Below are 18,019 nucleotides of genomic sequence, written 5' to 3'. Positions count from 1 at the left end.
GGTATCCGTCTCAGTCGGCCGGTGGTGCGCCCAGTCGTAGTTGCCACCGTGACCCGTGACCGGTGAGCCGCACCATCGCCAACGGCTCGACGTCCAGTTGCCGGAACACCGCCATCGGCAGGCCGAGCGCGTGGACGACCGCGACCCGGATCACCATCGGGTGGGTGACGGCGACGATCCGCTCGCCGCGCCCCCGCTGCGCGTCCAGCCATTGACCGACCCGGTTCCGCAGCGCCAGGACCGACTCGCCCCCGTGCGGTGCCGCGTCCGCACTGGACAGCCAGGTGCGCAGCGCCTGGGGCTGTTCGACGCCGACCTCCTCCAGCGACCGTCCGGTCCAGTCGCCGTAGTCGCAGTCGGCCAGCGCGGTTTCGGCGGTGGGCGACAGCCCGAGGGCGTCCGCGGTCTCGATGGCCGCCGGTGCGGGACTGGACAGGCAGGGGACCAGCGGCTCTCGCCGGTCCGGCTCGGCGGAGGCGAGGGCGAGGGCGGCCCGCCGGCCGCCCTCGTCCAGGCCCTCGTTTGCCCCGCCGAACCTCGCCCGCCGTAGTGCGGCCGTGTACCCGTGGGCGATCAGCCGCAGGCGGGTCGTGGTCACGTGCTGGGGGTTGCGGTGGCGGCCCGGCGGCGCCCGTCGTTGTTCATCAGGGCGGCGAACAGCAGCCCGATCCCGGCCCAGAGCACCACCTGGGTGCCGAGTGAGGCGAGCCGGAAGTTCCACAGCAGGGTTGCGGGGAAGTCGTCCGGGACCTCCTGAAAGGACGGCAACACCACGTAGGCCACGACGGTGACCAGCAGGAACCCGCCGACGGCGGCAGTGGCGCGGAGCCACTGTGGTGCCGCGCCGCCGACCGACCGGTAACCCAGCGAGCCGGCCCAGACGGCCACCAGGCCGAGCGCCACCATCAGCAGGTAGGTGCCGGTGCGCTGGTCGATGGTGGCCGGGTCACCGACAGCCGGTGGGTTCGCCGGGTACTTGACGAAGGGCACGATCACCACGCCGAGCAGCGCGGCGCCGGCCAGCAGCAGGCCCGACCGGCCGTCGTCGTACGCCCGCCGCCGACGGCAGAGCAGGACGTACGCGGTGGCCAGCAGGCCACCCATCGCCGCGCCGAACAGGCCCGTGGCAGGGAACAGGCCGCCACGCTGGCCGTTCCTGCTCACCAGCGCGTCTTCGTGATGGTGCCCGCCGGCGGCGGGATCGGCGTGCGCCGCGGCCTCCTCGATCGCGATGGCCGCCTCGACGTGTGGTTCGCCGGCAACGAAGGCGAACGTCCCGGCGAGCAGGCCGGCGACCAGGCCGGCGAGCAGGCCGCGCAGGAGAACGGTGACGAACGTGGGTACGGGGGCGGCGTTCAGTGGCACGGGACACCGAGCAGGTGCCGGCCGTCGTGCATCAGCTCGTGCAGGTACATGCCGCTGCGCGACACCGCCCCCTGGTCGAAGGCGACGAGATAGACCAGCAGGGAGAGCACGGCGACGGCGGCCAGGGTCGTCCACATCAGACGGACGGTGTTGGCGGGATGCGCCAACGGCTGGCTGGAAGTGGAGCTGGACATGCGTACGCGAACCTCCTCGGGGATGACGCGTCCCCATCGCAAGGCTGCGGACGACCGAGTGTCCTGGCTCGCGGCGCCCGTTGAGGTGGGAACCGCTCACAGTGGCGCGACCGCGCCGGATTCACACCGGCTTCCCTCGCGTCGCCGCAGATAGTGGGTCGACGGTATCGGCGCGGATCCGGCCGGTCAACCACGCTTCCTGTGATGCGCGGCATCAGGCAGCCGTGGGGTGGACGCTGGTCAGTGCTCCCGGTAGGTGGCCAGGTCGAAGTCGGCGTGGGCGCCGTCGCGGCCGAGGTCCTGCACCCACAGGCCGAGGAACGCTCCGGTGAAGCCCCACGCGGCCGGCTCTCCGTCGATGATCAGTGCGGCGTGCTCGTCGGACAGGATGGTCGCGTCCAGGTCCACCGGAAGCTGGCGCCAACCGGCGCCAAGGTCGTAGTCGAAGCGCACGACCGGCCCGTCGAACGTCGCCCGCAGGCCGACGCGGGCGACGTCGCTGGCGTCGACGGTCAGTGCCGGGTACGGGGTGCGCCGCCCGTTGTCGGAGCTGAGCAGCTCCAGAGCGACCCGCTTATCGTCGGCGCGGCTCAGGTAGAGGTGGTGCCAGTTGAGGGTGTTGTAGTAGGCGGTGATCCCGGCGAGCTGGCGGTGGTCGACCGGGTCGAACTCGACCACGGTCTCCAGCGAGCAGCGCGTCGCCCCGACCCGCCGCGCGACCAGACTGGGGCTCTGCCGGCCCACCGGCGACTGCCCGCCGTGGATCCGGAGGTGTGATGGACGGGAGCGCAGGTCGAGCCAGTCCGCGCTGGGCGGCCGGCGCAACGTCGACCAGCAGCGGCCCAGCTCCGGGGCGTCGAAATGGTCGGTGGCGGGTTCCGCCGGCCACGGGTGCGCCGGCAGGTCGGGTGCGGTGACCTCCTCCGCCGGCACGCCGCCGGGGATCCGAGGCCATCCCCCCGACGGCCAGTCGACCCGCTGGATCGCGGTCTCCCGGCCGAGTACGCAGCTGCCCAGCGGCGAGTAGGGGCGGCTGGCCAGGTGCGCCAGGTACCAGGCGCCGTCCGGCGTGCGAACCAGACTGCCGTGGCCGGCCTTCTGCAGGCGCAGGTCGGGTCGGCCGACGGAGGTGAGCAGCGGGCCGTCCGGGTCCACCTCGTAGGGCCCGAACAGCTCCCGTGACCGCGCCACGGTGACCTGGTGCTCCCAACTTGTGCCACCCTCCGCGGTGATCAGCCAGTACCAGCCGTCGTGGCGGTAGAGGTGCGGGCCCTCGGTCATCCCGACCGGGGTTCCGGTGAACAGGAGGCGGGGCCGGCCGACGAGAGCACGCGCCACCCGGTCGTACTGCTGGATCTCGATGCCGCCGAAGCGGTCCCGGCCGGGTCGCCAGTCCGCGCTCATGCTCAGCAGCCAGGTGGTGCCGTCGTCGTGGAACAGCGCGGCATCGAAACCGCGCCCGTGCAGCTGTACCGGATCCGACCAGGGGCCGGCGATGTCAGGCGCGGTGACCAGGTAGTTCTGCGGGTCCCAGTAGCCGCTGGCGAAGCTGGCCACGTCGCTGTAGACAAGGTGGAACTCGCCGTCGTGGTAGGTCAGGTCAGGTGCCCACACCCCGTTGGAGTCGCCGCAGCCGCGGAGGTCGAGCAGGCGACGGTCGGTGATGATCCCGTCCAGGGCCCGCCAGTGCACGAGGTCGCGCGAATGGTGTACGCGAACCCCCGGGTACCACTCGAACGTCGAGGTGGCCAGGTAGTAGTCGTCGCCGACGCGCAGGATCGACGGGTCCGGGTGGAACCCGGCGAGGACGGGGTTGCGGATCGACCGGGCAGCGGTCGCCGCGGCAGCGGTGTCGGTCGACACGAGGGCTCCTCTGGGCGGCTTTCGGAAACTTCCGGGTCTGCGAGACCGGTAGCTGTGGAAGCCCTGACTACGCTAGCCGCTCTTTTCGCAATTGGACAGAGACCTTGACCAGTATGGAAACAGCTCGTAGCGTCCCGGCCATCGATTCGCAGTACCGGTGAAGCACCGAAAGTTCCGGACATGCATCGTCGAACCGTCGAGCCGACCTGAAGACTCCAGCCAGCCGAAGGGCCGACCGTGGGCTCCGACAACCGTCGAAACGTCACCATCGCGATGATCGCGCGGTTGGCCGGTGTCTCCGTACCCACGGTCTCCCGGGTCATCAACGGCCGCTCCGACGTCGCACCCCAGACCCGCGAACGGGTCGAGCAACTCCTCACCCTGCACGGCTACCGCCGCCGTTCGCCCGTGAGGGGGACCGATGCCGCCCTGATCGACCTGGTCTTCAACGACCTGGACAGCCCGTGGGCAGTGGAGATCATCCGTGGGGTGGAGGACGTCGCCATGAGCAGCGGCGTCGGCACCGTCGTCTCGGCCATCCACTGGCGCATCTCCTCGGCGAAGCAGTGGCTCGACAACATGCGCGCCCGTTCCACCGACGGGGTCATCTTCGTGACCTCGATGGTGAACCCACCGCTGCAGGCCGAGCTGAGCCGGCTCCACGTACCGGTGGTCATCATCGACCCCGCTGGCATCGACCCGCAGGCGGCACCCACCATCGGCGCCACCAACTGGGCGGGCAGCCTGAGCGCCAACCAGTACCTGCTCGGCCTCGGCCACCGCCGCATCGGCTTCATCGCCGGTCCACCGCACCTGATGTGCAGCCGGGCCCGTCTGGACGGCTACCGCGCCGCGCTCGGCGCCGCCGGCATCGCCCTCGACGATGCCCTGATCCGGCCCGGCAACTTCTACCACGAGGCCGGCTACACCGCGGGTACCCAACTGCTCTCCCTGCCCGACCCGCCGACCGCCATCTTCGCCGCCAGCGACCAGATGGCGCTCGGCGCCTACGAGGCCGTCCGCAAACGCGGCCTACGGGTGCCCGACGACATCAGCGTGGTCGGCTTCGACGACCTGCCGGAGGTCCAGTGGTGCTCCCCGCCGCTGACCACGGTCCGCCAACCCCTGGCCAAGATGGGCATGCTGGCCGCGCGTACCGTGCTGCGGCTCGCCTCCGGCGAGACGATCGAAAGCCCGCGCGTCGAACTCGCCACCGACCTCATCGAACGCGACAGCGCCGGGCCACCCCGGCACCGCTGACGGGCCGCCGGTCGGGGCCGCGGCTCCGCGTCGCCGGTCGGAGGCCAGGACCCGCGGCTGTCGTCAGCCCTTCCGCAGAGCGTCGTCGACGCCGGTCTCGCGGCGGCCGAGATGGACCGGGTCCCGGCCGGAGAGCAGGTCCAGGGCTGCCTTCAGGCAGGCACCGTACTCGCGGGTGGAGCTGACCCGCCACGGTCGGCCGTACCGCTTCACGGTCTCGTCGCCCACGCCGCTGGCGTCGATGCCGAGGCGCCGGCACAGAGCCACGGCGCGGGGCAGGTGGAAGGACTGGGTCACCACGGTCGCGCGCTTCACCCCGAAGATCCGTTCCGCCCGAGCGCACGAGTCGTACGTGTCGAAGCCGGCGTGGTCCAGCACCACCTGCTGCGCCGGCACGCCGCGGCCGACCAGCCAGCGCATCATCGCCCCGGGCTCGTTGTAGTCGGCGTCCATGTTGTCGCCGGACACCAGGATCGCCCGAACCTTGCCCGCGTCGAACAGCCGCCGCGCGATCTCCAGCCGGGCGGCGAGGAACGGTGACGGCTCGCCGTCCGCGTCCACCCTGGTGCCGAGGACCAGGGCGACCGGCGCGTCCGGCACGCCGGCCTCGCTGTAGATGTGGCCGTCCGCGTCACCGCGAACCCACGCCACGCTGGCCACGGTCCCGCCGATCACGAGCACCACACCAGCGACCAGCGCGAGCAGGATGTGGCGGCGCACTGCCCGCCTGCGCTCCCCGTACCACCGTCGGACCGCACCGATTCGTCCCCGCATGCGGCGAGATTATCCCCGCTCGGCCGGACCGCCGGTGCGGCGGGCGGCTCTCAGAGGAGCTTGGCGAGGACGTCGCCGACGGCGGCGCGTACCGGGTCGGGATCCGCCCAGCTCCAGTTGGGGTGGGCCCGGTTGGTGAGCAGCGCAAGGACGAGTTTGCGGTTGGGGTCGACCAGGAGTGAGGGACCGGCGAAGCCGGTGTGGCCGAAGGTTCGCGGGGAGGCGAGCCTGCCCATGAACCAGGGTTGGTTGAGGACGACACCGAGGCCGTGAGCGGCGGTGCGGTTGGGGCGTTCGGGGTCGACGGCGGGCTTTCCGGCGTTGTGGTCGGTGAGCATCCGTTGAACGGTGGCGGCGGCGAGGATGCGGGTGCCCTGGTATGTGCCGCCGTTGAGGAGGAGTTCGCCGATGGCGGCCAGGTCGGTGGCGCTGGCGAAGATGCCGGCGTGACCGGCGACGCCGCCCAGGTGGTTGGCGACGTCGTCGTGGACGGTGCCGCGAAGCAGGCCGCGCGACGAGCGGGCGTCGGTGGCGACCAGGCGGGTGGCCTTGGCGTCGTTGGACAGCCAGGTGTTGGGATTGAAGCCGGTGTCCCGCAGGCCGAGGGGCCCGGTGATGGTGGACTTGAGGGCCTGGTCGAGGAGTTGGCCGGTGACCTTCTCCACGATCTTGCCGGCGACCATGAGCCCGACGCTCGAGTAGCGGAACGTGTCCCCGGGCACGGCGCCGGAGACCAGTGGGGTGGCGAGCACGGCGTTCCAGCGTGCCGCGTTGTCCGGCAGACCGGTGACCTTGGCGCCGACCGGGAGGCCGCTGGTGTGGGTGAGCAGCATCTCGACGGTGACCCGGTCCTTGCCGGCACCGGTGAAGGCGGGCAGGTAGTCCAGGACGGGGGCGGCGAGGTCGACGCGCCCCTTGTCGACCTGTTGCAGGAGGAGGATGGAGGTGTAGACCTTGGTGACCGAGGCGAGGTCGAAGATGGAGTCGGGGCGCATCGGGACGCGCTTGTCGACCGGGAGGAGTTTCGGGCCGGCCGAGTAGCGGAGCGCCTCCCCGAGGGCGGCGTGCACCGTCGTCTTGCCGTTGACCTGGACGAGGGCGACAGCACCGGGGAAGCCGCTGTGCTGGAAGGTCTGCGGCGTGGCGGGCAGGTGCTGCCGGAGCAGCGCGGTCACGTAGCGGGCCTGTTTCGCCGGGATGCTGCCGCCACCGGGGGCCGCGCCGTGGTTCGCCGTGCCGGGCTCCGCCGTGCCGAACTCCGCCGCGGGCGACGCCGCCGACGGCTTCCCGGATGGGCCGAACCCCGCCCCGTTGCCGGCGGCGTCGGTCGCGGTCGCCGCATCGCCCCGGCCGGTCCACCCCGCGCCCGGTCCGCGCCTGTCGTCGCAGCCGACGACGGCGGAGGTTGCGGCGGCCAGGCTGGCCCCGAGCAGGGTACGACGGGCGACAGGCATGCCCGTGATGGTGGCAGCCGTCCTGCCCGCGCACCACCCCCGTCCGGCCCGGGCGCGGAGCCTCCGGACCACTGACGGTGACGGCCCTTGAGATCGTCGAATCGACCGTGAGACTCTTGAACGTCGATGACATGCCGCGCGCGCGGGGCTGACGCCCGTCCATGGGCAGCCGGGATCCCTTGGTGGATTCCCGGGGGACGGTGGCACGAGAGATGGCACACCGGGAGCCGTCCGTCCAGGAGTCTGCCCCGCCGCCGCGTCGCGTCTGCTGATGCGACCGACCCGTCACTGGCTGGGCGACTCACTGTCGTTCTCCGCGAAGGAGCCCAGCCAAATGCTGTACCCGAAAACCCGCAGGGCCCGGCCCGCCCGATCCCGTCGCGCGGCTCTCCTGGCGAGCCTGTTGCTCGCCGTGGGCGCGCTCGCCGGCATCAACCCCGCGACCGCCAACGCGGCAGCCGACCCGGTCGCCGTGACCGTGAACGCGCGCGCCGGGTTGGCGACCGTGCCCGACACCGCACTGGGCGTCAATCACGCCATCTGGGACCAGCACCTCGGCAGCACCGCGACGTCGGACCTGCTGCGCGACGCCGGCGTGCGGATGATGCGGTACCCCGGAGGTTCGTACGCCGACATCTACCACTGGCAGGACCACACCGCGCCCGGCGGGTACGTCGCACCGGGGACCGACTTCGACACCTTCATGGCCGCGGTCCAGCGGGTCGGCGCCGAACCGATGATCATCGCGAACTACGGCACCGGCACCCCGGCCGAGGCCGCCGACTGGGTGCGGTACGCCAACGTGACCAAGGGCTACGGCACGAAATACTGGACGGTCGGCAACGAGAACTACGGCAACGGCCACTACGGATCGGCCTGGGAGGCGGACGACCACCCGGACAAGAGCGCGACACAGTACGCGAGGCTGGTCGTCGAGTACGCCGACGCGATGAAGGCGGTCGACCCGGGCATCAAGGTCGGCGCGGTGCTGACGATGCCGGGCAACTGGCCGGACGGGATCACCGCCGGCGCCGACCCGGGCCCGTGGAACCAGACGGTGCTCTCCATCGCCGGCCCGAAGATCGACTTCGTGGACGTGCACTGGTACCCGGGTGGCACGGCCGCGGAGTCGCTGGCCCGGACCAGCCACATCCCCGACGCGGCCTACCTGCTCCGGCAGCAGCTCACCCGGTACGCCGGCCCGAACGCCGCGCGCATCGGCGTCAGCTTCACCGAGCTGAACGTCGACGCCGGCCGGACCACCCAGCCGGCGGCGCTCTTCCTGGCCGACGCCTACAGCGGGCTGCTGGAGAACGGCGTCTTCACCGTGCAGTGGTGGAACGTGCACAACGGCATCGGCACGGTGTCGGAGGTGGCGGGCCAGACCGACTACGGGGACTTCGGGGTGCTCTCCAGCGGCGCCTGCACGGAGGACGGCTCGGTGTGCGAGCCGCCGCTGAACACACCGTTCGCGCCCTACCACGGGCTGGCCATGATGAACGTCTTCGCCAAGGCTGGCGACCAGTTCGTCCGCGCCGGCACCGACCAGCCGCTGGTCACCGCGCACGCCGTTCGCCGGGGCAACGGTGACCTGGCGGTGCTGCTGGTGAACAAGGACCCCGACACGGCGCATCCGGTCGAAATCGACTACGCCGGGTTCACCCCGTCCGCCGCCGCGCCGACGGTGTCCACCCTCACCAACGGCGCCACCGGCATCGCCACCAGCCAGTCCGGCTCCGCGACCAGCCGGACACTGCCGCCGTACTCGCTGACCACGCTCGTGCTGCGCCCGGCCGGCGCGACCGCCGGGCGGCCCGCGGCGCCGGGCCAGCCCACGGCCGGCGTCGTCACCGACCGGACCGCGACGATCTCCTGGCCGGCGGCCGCAGCCGGTGACAGCCCGATCGCCAAGTACGAGGTGTACCGGCAGAACGGTGCGATCAGCGAGCAGTTGGGCGAGACGAGGTCCACCTCGTTCACGGTCGGCAACCTGGTGCCCGGCAACAGGTACACCGTCAACGTACTGGCCCGCGACACCGCCGGCCGGGTGTCCTGGTCCTCACCGCCGCTCACCTTCGCCACCGGCAGCCCGGCCACCAGCGCGTGCGGCGTTCGCTTCACCACCAGCGGCGACTGGGGCAACGGCTACATCGGCGGTGTCGAGATCACCAACAGCGGCACGAGCCCGCTCAACGGCTGGACGCTCACCTGGACCTGGCCGACGGCCTGGCAGCAGGTGAGCAGCGGCTGGAACGCCACCTGGGAGCAGGTCGGCACCGCAGTGCGGGTCACCCCCACCGACGACAACCGGCAGATCGCCGCCGGCGATAGCGTGAGCGCCGGCTTCGTCGGCGCGTACAGCGGGCCGAACGTGCTGCCCACCGCGTTCAGCCTGAACGGCATCCTCTGCACGAGCGGCTGACAGGGCCACCGTGGCCGGCCGGCCCGTTCGCAGGGCCGGCCGGACCACCATGGCACGGCCAGCCGGGGGGGGTGTTCACCTATGTGCATGACGTCGCGGCGGCGCATGACCAGCTGGGCTGGCTGGCCTGGGCCGACGCGGTCGTGCTGGAGTTGACGTCGATCGCCGCCGGTTTGGAGTTGCGCCGCTACCCGGCGCCTAGGCACCAGCGTTGGCTTCCCCGCCACGGTGCTGACGTTGGCGGTGTTGCTGTCCCTGGCCCCGCAGGTGGTGGAGGCCGAGGCGTCGGTGATCGGCTGGATCGCCGCCGCGCTGCCGGCGCTCCGATTCCTGGCGATGATAAAGCTCGCCCTCGGCTGGGACCCGACCCCTTACCGGACCGCTGGGTCCGACCGGACCGCTGGGTCCGACCGGACCGCTCGGTCCGACCGGACCGCTGGGCCCGACCGGACCGCTGGGCCCGACCGGACCGCTGGGCCCGACCGGACCGGGCCACGACCGGCGCTCGTCGCTGACACGTTCGTCTCGGACCCTAGCGAGACGGTCCGGTACCCCATTGCCGCGGTTCCCGCCGCTGCGGACCGGGCCGGACGGTCCCCGGACCGCCGGGACCGCGAGGCGGCAACCGGCGACGGCGGTCCGCAGGTGGCGGCGGTCCGGCCGCCCGGACCGCCGCCCGCGCCCTTACTGTCGAGGGGACATCGCTATCCCGCAAGGCCCTCGCCGGACAGCTGTGCCTGGACGGGCATCAGCTGTCAAACGCCACCGCCTCGGCGCTCGTGCGCGTCGAGATCACTCCACCGACCGCGCCGGAACTGCCGGGAATGGAGGCGCGTGACCGAACCACGAGGTCTTCTGTCAGCCCGGGTCGCCGCTGTCAGACCAGTTCTTTCGTCTGGCAGCAAGCCGGCGACCTGACAGAACCTGGCAGAACCTGACAGAACTGTCACCGCGACGTCGCCCGCCGCGGCTGTCTGGGCGCAGCAGCGAGGGCCCGCATCGAAAGCCCGTCCGCATTCCTGATCGAGGAGCTTCACGCATCATGACCACGACCATCACCTGCGCCGCCAACGCCGTCACCGACCCGGCTCACGCAGACTCTCAGCGCACCGTCACGCGGGACGCGGTGTGACCCGCCGTTACGGTGTCGATGTCGGTCCCCGTTTCACCGTCCGCCTTGATCCCGACCCCCGAACGGACCCCCCGTACTCGCTCACAGCCCAGGTCAACACCACTCTCATCGCTCCTGATCGGCTCCAGACACACCCTCATGTGGGGGTGTCCCCTCAGGGGCCGCTCATGCGTAAACCGCTACCCGGGTACGCCTCGTGCTGGCCCCGAGCAACCGGTCGGCCGCTGTGGCCCACAGCATCGCCCTCGAAGGGGGCCAGTACCTCGCCGGCCCACCCGGTCGTGGCTACCTCTGCACCGGCGATGCCCCGGTGCTGATGGAGGTAGCAGCATGCGGGTCACCCCCACGTCCCGGCGTCGCTTGACGCGGGCCGCGAGCTGGATCGCGGCGGCCGTGCCCCGTGGACGATCGGTACGGGCGCAGGAGCCGATTGGCTTCCCTGGCCGTCCCCACGGAGGGTGCCATCCTTGGTGACGCTGTGGAGCTGATGTCACCAAGGATTCACCCGATTGCCCTGCCCACCTGAATCGTTGGCGACATCAGCTCCACAGGCTCCGAACGCCACTACCGGCCCCCAGGTCGGCCTGGTCGTCAAGGGCAACATTCCGTAGCCCAGCCGGGTCTCGGCTGCGGGTCACTGCCGAAGGTCAGCTCCACCGACCGGAGGAAGGGCGGGGGCCGGCGCATCCGGAACCGGCCCCAGAACGCGCCGAAGCGCCCGCCCCGTCGGGGCGGGCGCTTCGCTGTGCAGCGATTCGTCAGCCCACCACCGACCGCAGCGGCACCTTGGCGTAGAGAAGGGCGCGCACCAGATCACTCGCGAACGGGTGTTCGTCCACCTGGAGTCCCTGCGGGTTCGGGATCACCACGTACGCTGAACCGCCCGTCGCGGACGCCCGGGCGTCCGTGGTGAAGCGTTCGACGATGGCCCGGGTGCGCGGGAGGTCGCCCGCCGCCACCTCGATGGTGATCGGCCGCCACCCGCCACCCAGGTCCGCCGCCACCGGCGCGGCGGCGGCACTGGCCCGCGCCGGGTCGATCCCGGTCGAGCGCCGGGCGTCCGGCGCGCCGGTCGCGCCGCCCGCCGTCGGGTAGAGCAACGCGTTGGCCACCAGGTGCAGACCATTCTCGTTGTACGCCCGGAAGAGCGGGTTGAACGCGAACAGCACCGCCCGGCCGGCGCCGGTCGGCTCGTCGACCAGCGCCGCCGTCCCCTTCAGCGCGTCGCCGCCGACGGTGTAGCCGTTCGCCCAGAAGGTGTCGCCCGCCGGGTAGGTGAGCACGTTGGTCCCGGTGGTGCTCGGGTTGAGGATCGGGTCGCTGTTGTTGAACTCGAAGTCCTCGGCGGGACGGCCCAGCGCGACCGGGCTGTCGTGGTCGACGTCGACCCGCAGGTGTGAGCCGATCACCTGGTACCCGGCCGGTTTGGTCTTCTCGGTGGTGGAGGTGAGCCCTGCCGCCCGGGCCACCCGGGTGCCCTCGTTGCGCAGCCCGATGTAGGTGTGGCCCTGGGCGATCCAGTCGCGCAGGTTGGCCTGCCCGGCGGCGGTGAGGCCGCCGGTCGGGCTGCTGCCGTCCGGCACCAGCAGGACCGTGCGTCCGGTGAACGCCTCGGTGTTGTCGTTGATGTCAGCCGTGGTGACCGGCTTGAGGTCCAGGCCCCACCGCTTGCCGAGCACGTACCGGGCCTCGCCGTGTGAGCCCGACGTGGTGGAGATGCCCGTGCCCTGGAACAGCCCCACGTCCGGCAGGTCGAGTCGGGTCCCGCTGGCCCGCCCGCCCGGGGCGAGGGTCACCCCGAACGATTCGGCCAGCTCGTCGACCGCACGGCTCAGCTTGGTCGCCGGTAGGGCCACCACGCTGGTCTCCAGGTTGCGCACGAGCGGCACGCCGCGACCGAGCAGGGTGAAGGTGAACTCCGCGGCCGCTGCGGAGTCGAGCGGGTACGTGTACGAGCCCCACGGCCACGCCAGCCCGCTGCGGCCACCGGAGATCGTGCGGACCAGCTGGGCCTTTGGCCGGACGTTGTCGCCGGTGTAGATGGTGGAGACGCCCATCAGCAGCGGGTTGCTCCAGGACGACACGTCGTAGAAGTAGGGGAAGGGGACGTACGGGTCCTCGCCCATGATCGCCTGGATCCAGTGCTTCTGCGGCTGGTCCATCGGGATCCAGTACGCGCCCTTGGGCACGGTCACGTTGGTGGCCGTCCGGCCGCCGAAGATCCGTGCGGTGGGCACCCGGGTCGGCTTCTGCACCTCGTACACCTCGACGTCCATCCGGCGCAGCCGCTCGACGAGCTGGCGGACGTCGGCGAGCTGCCGGTCGGGCAGCAGGAAGTACGAGCGGATCTTGATATCGGGCACCGGGAACTGGACCTCGTTGGTGGGCTGGACCACCTCGTTCGGCTCCAGCGTGCCCGCCCTGCCCTGGGCGAGCGCGTCGGTCCAGATGTCGAAGTAGTCGGTCAGCACCTCGTGCTTGTTCGCCGCGGCCCAACCGAGCGTCGCCCACTGGGTGTTGAACTGTTGCTGGACCCGGTCGGCCACCGCCGAGGCGCTGCCCTTCTCGTACGTCATGCCGGCCGCGCCGAAGCCGGTGGTCGGCACCGTGTCGCCGTAGCCCATGAAGAACATGTCGTAGGTCGAGTAGTTGAAGTAGCACTCGACGGCGTCGTCGTCTTCACAGGCGCCGTTGTAGCCGAAGCCGGCCCTGTTGGCCTCGCCGATCCGGTTGATCCAGTCGACCGCCTCGCCGGCGATCTCATGGTGGATCGGGTCCGCGTTGGGCGGGAAGAAGTACTGGCGGCCACCCATCTCGTGGGCGTCGATGAAGACCTGCGGCGGGTAGCGGCGCAGGAGTTCGAGCTTGCCGTCGGTCTCCTGCTGGGTGCGGGCGAACCAGTCCCGGTTCATGTCGAAGCCGAACTCGTTCTGCCGCCGCGTCGCGTCGCGACCGTCCGGGTTCTGCGTCGGGACGATGATGGTGACCAGGTTGTCGTTGCGCTCCTCGACCGCGCAGGACAGGCCGGCCGCCAGCTCGTACAGCGTCTTGAGCGCCGCGTCGGTGCCGCTCTTCTCGCCGCCGTGCACGTTCGCGGTGACCCAGACGATGGCCGGGCTGTCCTTGGCGGTCCGGGCGGCCGTCCTCGCGCTGGTCCGGCGGGGATCGCGCAGGTCCCGGACATCGTCGGCGATCTCGCGCAGCGCGGACGGCCGGACGTTGCGCTCGTTGGACACCACCGCGTACGGCAGCGGCTGACCGAGCACGCTGGTGGCCATCACACCGGTGACGACCCGGTCGGAGGCGCCGTCCACCGCTCCCAGGTACGTCCGCACCTCGTCGTTGGTGACGACCCGCTCCTGACCCACCCCGAGCGGGAAGCCGAGCACGGTCTCCGGGGCGGGCACGGTGCTCAAACGCGCCGTCGGGTCGTTGCCGCAGGGGGAGGAGGGCCGGGCGGCGCTCGCGGCGGATGTGCCACTGAGCAGGGGAATCGTGCCGAGCAGGAGTGTGATCGCGGCGGCACTCGCCAGCCGCCTCGTGGGGACCGTCCAGGACGGACGCATCGATGGGGCCATGTCTCGTGTTTCCCTTCTCGGGAAAAGCCTCGCAGTGGCCGGAGCCTATGAACCGTCGATACCCCGGTCAAGGTCTGATCGACTTTGATGACTGCGTGGGATGCCGGCGGCGGCGCTGGCTGGCAGGATGGCGGTGTGCGGGTGTCTCGCCTGGAAGGAGGAGACGGTGCTGGCCTCTCAGGAGACGATCACGCTCTCGGTCTTCCCGGATCTTCCATCTGCTGATGCTCGGCGTTCTCTGGCGTCCTGGCTTCGGTCCGAGGACCGGCTTCGCGAAAAGGTGACGACGCCGTCCGACGACACGTCGGCGGAGGGCGCGGATGTGCTGCTGGTGGCGGTCGACAGCGGCGGGGCCGTCATGGTGCTGGTCCAGGCGATCGCCGGCTGGTTGACGCACCGCCGCGAGGACGTGACGGTGAAGCTCACGCGTCCGGAGGGATGGTCGGGGGAGTTGGACGTGCCCAGGGCTCGGGACATGGACGAGGTGACCGCGCTCATCGAGGCCGCGGTACGTGCGGTGGCATCCGAGCAGGGGTAGACCGAGCCGACCGATCGCCGGCGGTCGCACGGACCACCGGCCCGCCGCGGACCGATGAAGGTCCACGACGGGCCGGGGAACTACCGCAAGAGCGGGGTACGGCTACCAGTTTGTCAGCCCGAGGCCGATCGTCTTGGTCAACGTGGCGTTGTCGTCGTCGCCGTCCAGCGACCAGATCATCGCTCCGGCCAGGCCGGCCCGCCGGATGTAGAGCGTCTTCTGCAGCACGACCGCCGGGTCGTCGTAGGTCCAGAACGTCGTACCGTCGAACAGCCAGGCGTGCCCGGAGCGTAGGTCGCGGTGCACGGTGTAGCCGTTGCCGGCCAGGGTCTTGAGCTTCTTGTAGTCCTCGTACCCGGCCTCGAAGGTGGCCGGCGCGGGCCCGGTGGCGGGTTTGAACAGGCCGTTGCCGCCGCCGGTGACGCCGGTCCAGCCGCGGCCGTAGTACGGGATGCCCAGGACCAGCTTGTCGCGGGGCGCGCCGCGGGCGATCCAGCCGTCGATGGCCACCTCGGCGGAGAAGTCCGGGTTGTCCGGGGCCCCCGCCGGTACGCGCAGCGCGGACTGCTGGTTGGTGACCGCGTCCCAGCCGCCGTGGAAGTCGTACCCCTGCACGGTGGCGAAGTCCAGGTACTTGAAGATCTTGCGACCCTCGTAGCCGGCGTCCATGGTGGCCGGGTTGGCCGGCAGGAAGGCGGTCAGCGCGTAGTGCGCGCGGGTCGTGCACCCGTACGCGTCGAGTTGCCGGCGGAACTCGGCGAGCAGCTTGGTGAAGTTCTCGCGGTCCTCCGGGCGGATGACGTTGCCCGGCTCACCCGCCCAGTTTGGCCACTCCCAGTCGAGGTCGATGCCGTCGAAGACGCCGGCGGCGGCACCCGGCCCGCCCGCGGCGCCGTCTCCGCCCGGCAGGTTGCCCTTGAGGTAGAGGTCGATGCAGGAGGCGACGAACGCCTTGCGGGAGGCGTCGGTCAGGGCGGCGTTCGAGAAGTACGTCGACCAGCTCCAGCCGCCCAGCGAGATCAGCACCTTCAGGTCGCGGTGCTTGGCCTTCAGCTTGGCCAGTTGGCCGAAGTTGCCGTTGAGCGCCTGGCCCGGGGCGTCAGCGACGCCGTCGACGCTCTCCTCGGCCGGTACCGGGCGCTGGTAGTCGGCCCACGCGTCACCCTCGCCCGGCCCACCGTCGATATAGCAGCGTCCGTCCTCGCTGACGTTGCCGAAGGCGTAGTTGACGTGGGTGAGGCGGCTCGCGGCCCCGGAGGTGTCGAGTTTCTTGACCGGGAAGGCCCGGCCGTAGATGCCCCACTGGGTGAAGTAGCCGACCCGGTGGTAGCCGGCCCGGCGGTCGGTCTTCTCACCTGCGCTTGCGGCGGTTGGCGGGGCGGCGGTGACCAGCATGGTCGCCAGGGCGACGACGGCGGTCAGGCGGCGGTGGCGGAATGGTCGCATCGGCACTCCCACAAGGAATGGAGCGGAATTAGTAAAGACACTTATCTGATTGATGAAGTTAAGGCGATCACCGTCGACGGTCAAGAGCCGTACGGCCACATGGGGGATGGTGGAGTCGTTACCGGGTGGTAACGATGTTGTGTCATGGACTCAGCCCTGACTCTGATCGGCCTGCCCATCGCCCTCGGGATCATCATGCTCGGCCTGGGTCTCGGACTGACCATTGCGGACTTCCGCCGGGTGGCCCAGCACCCGAAGGCCGCCGTCATCGCCCTGGTGTGCCAGGTGCTGGTGCTGCCGGCACTCTGCTTCGGCCTGGTCCTCGCCTTCGACCTGGCACCGGAGCTGGCCGTCGGGATGATGCTGCTGGCCGCTTCCCCCGGCGGCACCACGGCCAACCTCTACAGCCACCTCTTCGGCGGGCACGTGGCCCTGAACATCACCCTGACCGCCATCAACTCGGTGCTCGCCGTGTTCACCCTGCCGATCCTGGTCAACCTGTCGGCGGCGTACTTCCTGCCCGACGGCAGGAGCATCGGCCTGCAGTTCGACAAGGTGTTGCAGGTCTTCGCCATCGTGCTCGTCCCGGTCGCGATCGGCATGCTGATCCGCGCCCGGGTGCCCCGGATCGCCGAACGCCTGAACCGCCCGGTCCGGATCCTGTCCGTCGTCGTGCTCGTCGCGGTGATCGCCGGCGCCGTGCTGGGCGAACGCGAGAACATCGCCGACTACTTCGTCTCCGTCGGCCTCGCCGTGCTCGCGTTCAACCTGCTGAGCCTCGCCATCGGGTACGGCGTGCCCCGCTTGGCCGGGGTCGACCGGAGCGCCGCGACGGCGGCCGGGTTCGAGATCGGCATCCACAACAGCACCCTGGCCATCACGATCGCGCTCAGCCCGGCGCTGCTCGACAGCACCCAGATGGCGATCCCCGGGGCGGTCTACGGCATCGTCATGTTCTTCACCGCGGCGGCCTTCGGCTACCTGGTGACCCGCGTCCGCGCCCCGGCCGCCACCACCGTTCAACCCTGACCGTGGCATCGCTGGCCCGGCCGCCGGTGCCGCCGGCCGGGCCGCGTTGGTCAGCCGACCTGGTTGTTGTCCTTGAGCGAGCCCCAGCCGTGCCAGCGGTCGATCTTGATCAGGGCGCTGACCCGAGCGCGCTCCCGCCGTGGGTACGCGTTCCCCGTGTAGTGCTCGGACAACCGGTCGATGTCCGCGAGGTCCTCGTCCGCGCGCAGTTCGGCGACGTGCCCGATGATGCTGACGTGCGTGTACCAGCCGGCCTCATCCAGGACGGTGAGCGAGACCCGGGGGTCGTTCCGGACGTGCTCCAGCCGGCGGCGGCTCGCGTCCATGTTCACCAGGATCCGGCCGTCCTCCCACAGGTACCAGGTGGCCGCGGACACCGGCTGACCAGTCGCCTGAAGGGTCGTCATGACGGCCGGGTTCGGCTTCTGCAGCATGGCGACCGCGGCCTCGGGAAGCGGTGGCTTGGACATGAAGTCTCCTCTTCGCGTCAGGGGGTTACCCCTGCACGTTACGCACCCGCCGGTCCGACCGCCTTCGGATGGGGCGGCCTGTCGTTCCGCCTCACGGGGTGGGGGTGGTCGACGGCGTCGCCGCGCCGATCAGTCCACCGAAGAAGACCATCATCGTGAGCATGACCATGGGGGCGACGAAGACGTACCCGAGGACCAGGCCGGCGACCGCCATGCCGCGTCCGGACTTCGAGTTGTTGCGGGTGTCGTGCAGGCCGACGTGACCGAGGACGACGGCGAGCAGGCACGGCACCCCGAACAGGCACCACCCGCCGACCACGCCGAGAATTCCGAACACCAGCGACGTCACGGCCAGGCTGGAGGTGGGCGGGCCGTGCACGACGATGTGCGCCGGCGGGTAACCGATCGGCGGGTACGGGCCGGGGCTGGCCGGCGGGGCCGATGCCGGCAACGCGGGCCGCTGCGGGTCATAGCCGGGGTGGTAGCTCATGGTC

14 protein-coding genes and 1 riboswitch are annotated in these 18,019 nt (G+C 71.0%); of the genes, 4 read left to right on the top strand and 10 right to left on the bottom strand.

Annotation, left to right across the window (positions count from 1 at the left end):
- Positions 1 to 10 precede the first annotated feature (10 nt).
- The 4 genes from KBX63_RS26740 to KBX63_RS26725 all read right to left on the bottom strand — a co-directional run bounded on the left by KBX63_RS26740 (position 11) and on the right by KBX63_RS26725 (position 3,422).
- The gene (locus tag KBX63_RS26740; protein ID WP_210915974.1) at positions 11 to 598 is read right to left on the bottom strand and encodes a histidine phosphatase family protein; all 588 of its coding nucleotides are present in this window, start codon (positions 596 to 598) and stop codon (positions 11 to 13) included.
- Positions 595 to 1,365, bottom strand: a complete 771-nt coding sequence (locus KBX63_RS26735) for a CbtA family protein (protein WP_307871859.1) — start codon at positions 1,363 to 1,365, stop codon at positions 595 to 597. The genes KBX63_RS26740 and KBX63_RS26735 overlap by 4 nt, the downstream gene beginning before the upstream one ends.
- Entirely contained in the window at positions 1,356 to 1,559 is a 204-nt protein-coding gene (locus KBX63_RS26730; RefSeq protein WP_210915972.1) for a CbtB domain-containing protein, read from the bottom strand. The genes KBX63_RS26735 and KBX63_RS26730 overlap by 10 nt, the downstream gene beginning before the upstream one ends.
- 34 nt (positions 1,560 to 1,593) lie before the next feature.
- Positions 1,594 to 1,746: riboswitch (cobalamin riboswitch) on the bottom strand.
- A 53-nt stretch (positions 1,747 to 1,799) separates the two neighbouring features.
- A complete protein-coding gene (locus tag KBX63_RS26725) occupies positions 1,800 to 3,422 on the bottom strand; it encodes a glycoside hydrolase family 43 protein (protein WP_210915969.1) in 1,623 nt (540 codons plus the stop codon).
- 273 nt (positions 3,423 to 3,695) lie between these two features.
- Between KBX63_RS26725 and KBX63_RS26720 the strand changes: the two genes are divergently transcribed.
- Positions 3,696 to 4,682 carry a LacI family DNA-binding transcriptional regulator gene (locus tag KBX63_RS26720; RefSeq protein ID WP_247663181.1) on the top strand — a complete coding sequence of 329 codons (987 nt, stop codon included), beginning with the start codon at positions 3,696 to 3,698 and terminating at the stop codon, positions 4,680 to 4,682.
- Between the two features lie 63 nt (positions 4,683 to 4,745).
- Here KBX63_RS26720 and KBX63_RS26715 read toward each other — a convergent pair whose 3' ends face one another.
- Positions 4,746 to 5,456 (bottom strand): vancomycin high temperature exclusion protein, encoded by a 711-nt coding sequence (locus KBX63_RS26715; RefSeq protein WP_210915965.1) that lies wholly within the window; start codon positions 5,454 to 5,456, stop codon positions 4,746 to 4,748.
- Between the two features lie 50 nt (positions 5,457 to 5,506).
- Entirely contained in the window at positions 5,507 to 6,910 is a 1,404-nt protein-coding gene (locus tag KBX63_RS26710; protein ID WP_210915964.1) for a serine hydrolase, read from the bottom strand.
- Between the two features lie 334 nt (positions 6,911 to 7,244).
- Between KBX63_RS26710 and KBX63_RS26705 the strand changes: the two genes are divergently transcribed.
- On the top strand, positions 7,245 to 9,332 hold the full coding sequence (locus KBX63_RS26705) for a cellulose binding domain-containing protein (RefSeq protein ID WP_210915998.1): 2,088 nt from the start codon (positions 7,245 to 7,247) through the stop codon (positions 9,330 to 9,332).
- Between the two features lie 1,890 nt (positions 9,333 to 11,222).
- Here KBX63_RS26705 and KBX63_RS26700 read toward each other — a convergent pair.
- A complete protein-coding gene (locus KBX63_RS26700; RefSeq protein WP_210915963.1) occupies positions 11,223 to 14,042 on the bottom strand; it encodes a M14 family zinc carboxypeptidase in 2,820 nt (939 codons plus the stop codon).
- Between the two features lie 166 nt (positions 14,043 to 14,208).
- Between KBX63_RS26700 and KBX63_RS26695 the strand changes: the two genes are divergently transcribed.
- The gene (locus KBX63_RS26695) at positions 14,209 to 14,580 is read left to right on the top strand and encodes a hypothetical protein (protein ID WP_210915962.1); all 372 of its coding nucleotides are present in this window, start codon (positions 14,209 to 14,211) and stop codon (positions 14,578 to 14,580) included.
- 102 nt (positions 14,581 to 14,682) lie between these two features.
- Here KBX63_RS26695 and KBX63_RS26690 read toward each other — a convergent pair whose 3' ends face one another.
- Positions 14,683 to 16,026: a glycoside hydrolase family 18 protein gene (locus KBX63_RS26690; RefSeq protein WP_210915961.1), complete on the bottom strand. Its 1,344-nt coding sequence runs from the start codon at positions 16,024 to 16,026 to the stop codon at positions 14,683 to 14,685.
- Between the two features lie 144 nt (positions 16,027 to 16,170).
- Between KBX63_RS26690 and KBX63_RS26685 the strand changes: the two genes are divergently transcribed.
- Positions 16,171 to 17,055 (top strand): bile acid:sodium symporter family protein, encoded by an 885-nt coding sequence (locus tag KBX63_RS26685; RefSeq protein WP_210915960.1) that lies wholly within the window; start codon positions 16,171 to 16,173, stop codon positions 17,053 to 17,055.
- Between the two features lie 50 nt (positions 17,056 to 17,105).
- On the opposite strand, the gene KBX63_RS26680 is transcribed toward KBX63_RS26685, so the two are convergent.
- Together KBX63_RS26680 and KBX63_RS26675 are read right to left on the bottom strand one after the other, a co-directional pair.
- The gene (locus KBX63_RS26680; RefSeq protein WP_210915958.1) at positions 17,106 to 17,525 is read right to left on the bottom strand and encodes a PPOX class F420-dependent oxidoreductase; all 420 of its coding nucleotides are present in this window, start codon (positions 17,523 to 17,525) and stop codon (positions 17,106 to 17,108) included.
- Positions 17,526 to 17,616: 91 nt separating this feature from the next.
- Complete coding sequence (locus KBX63_RS26675; RefSeq protein WP_210915956.1) at positions 17,617 to 18,015, bottom strand: DUF4190 domain-containing protein; 399 nt, start codon at positions 18,013 to 18,015, stop codon at positions 17,617 to 17,619.
- Positions 18,016 to 18,019 lie beyond the last annotated feature (4 nt).

It is taken from the genome of Micromonospora sp. U21 (assembly GCF_018070045.1).
Taxonomy (GTDB): domain Bacteria; phylum Actinomycetota; class Actinomycetes; order Mycobacteriales; family Micromonosporaceae; genus Micromonospora.
The sequence above is the reverse complement of the archived record's forward strand: the minus strand, read 5'-3'. Positions and strand labels throughout refer to the sequence as shown.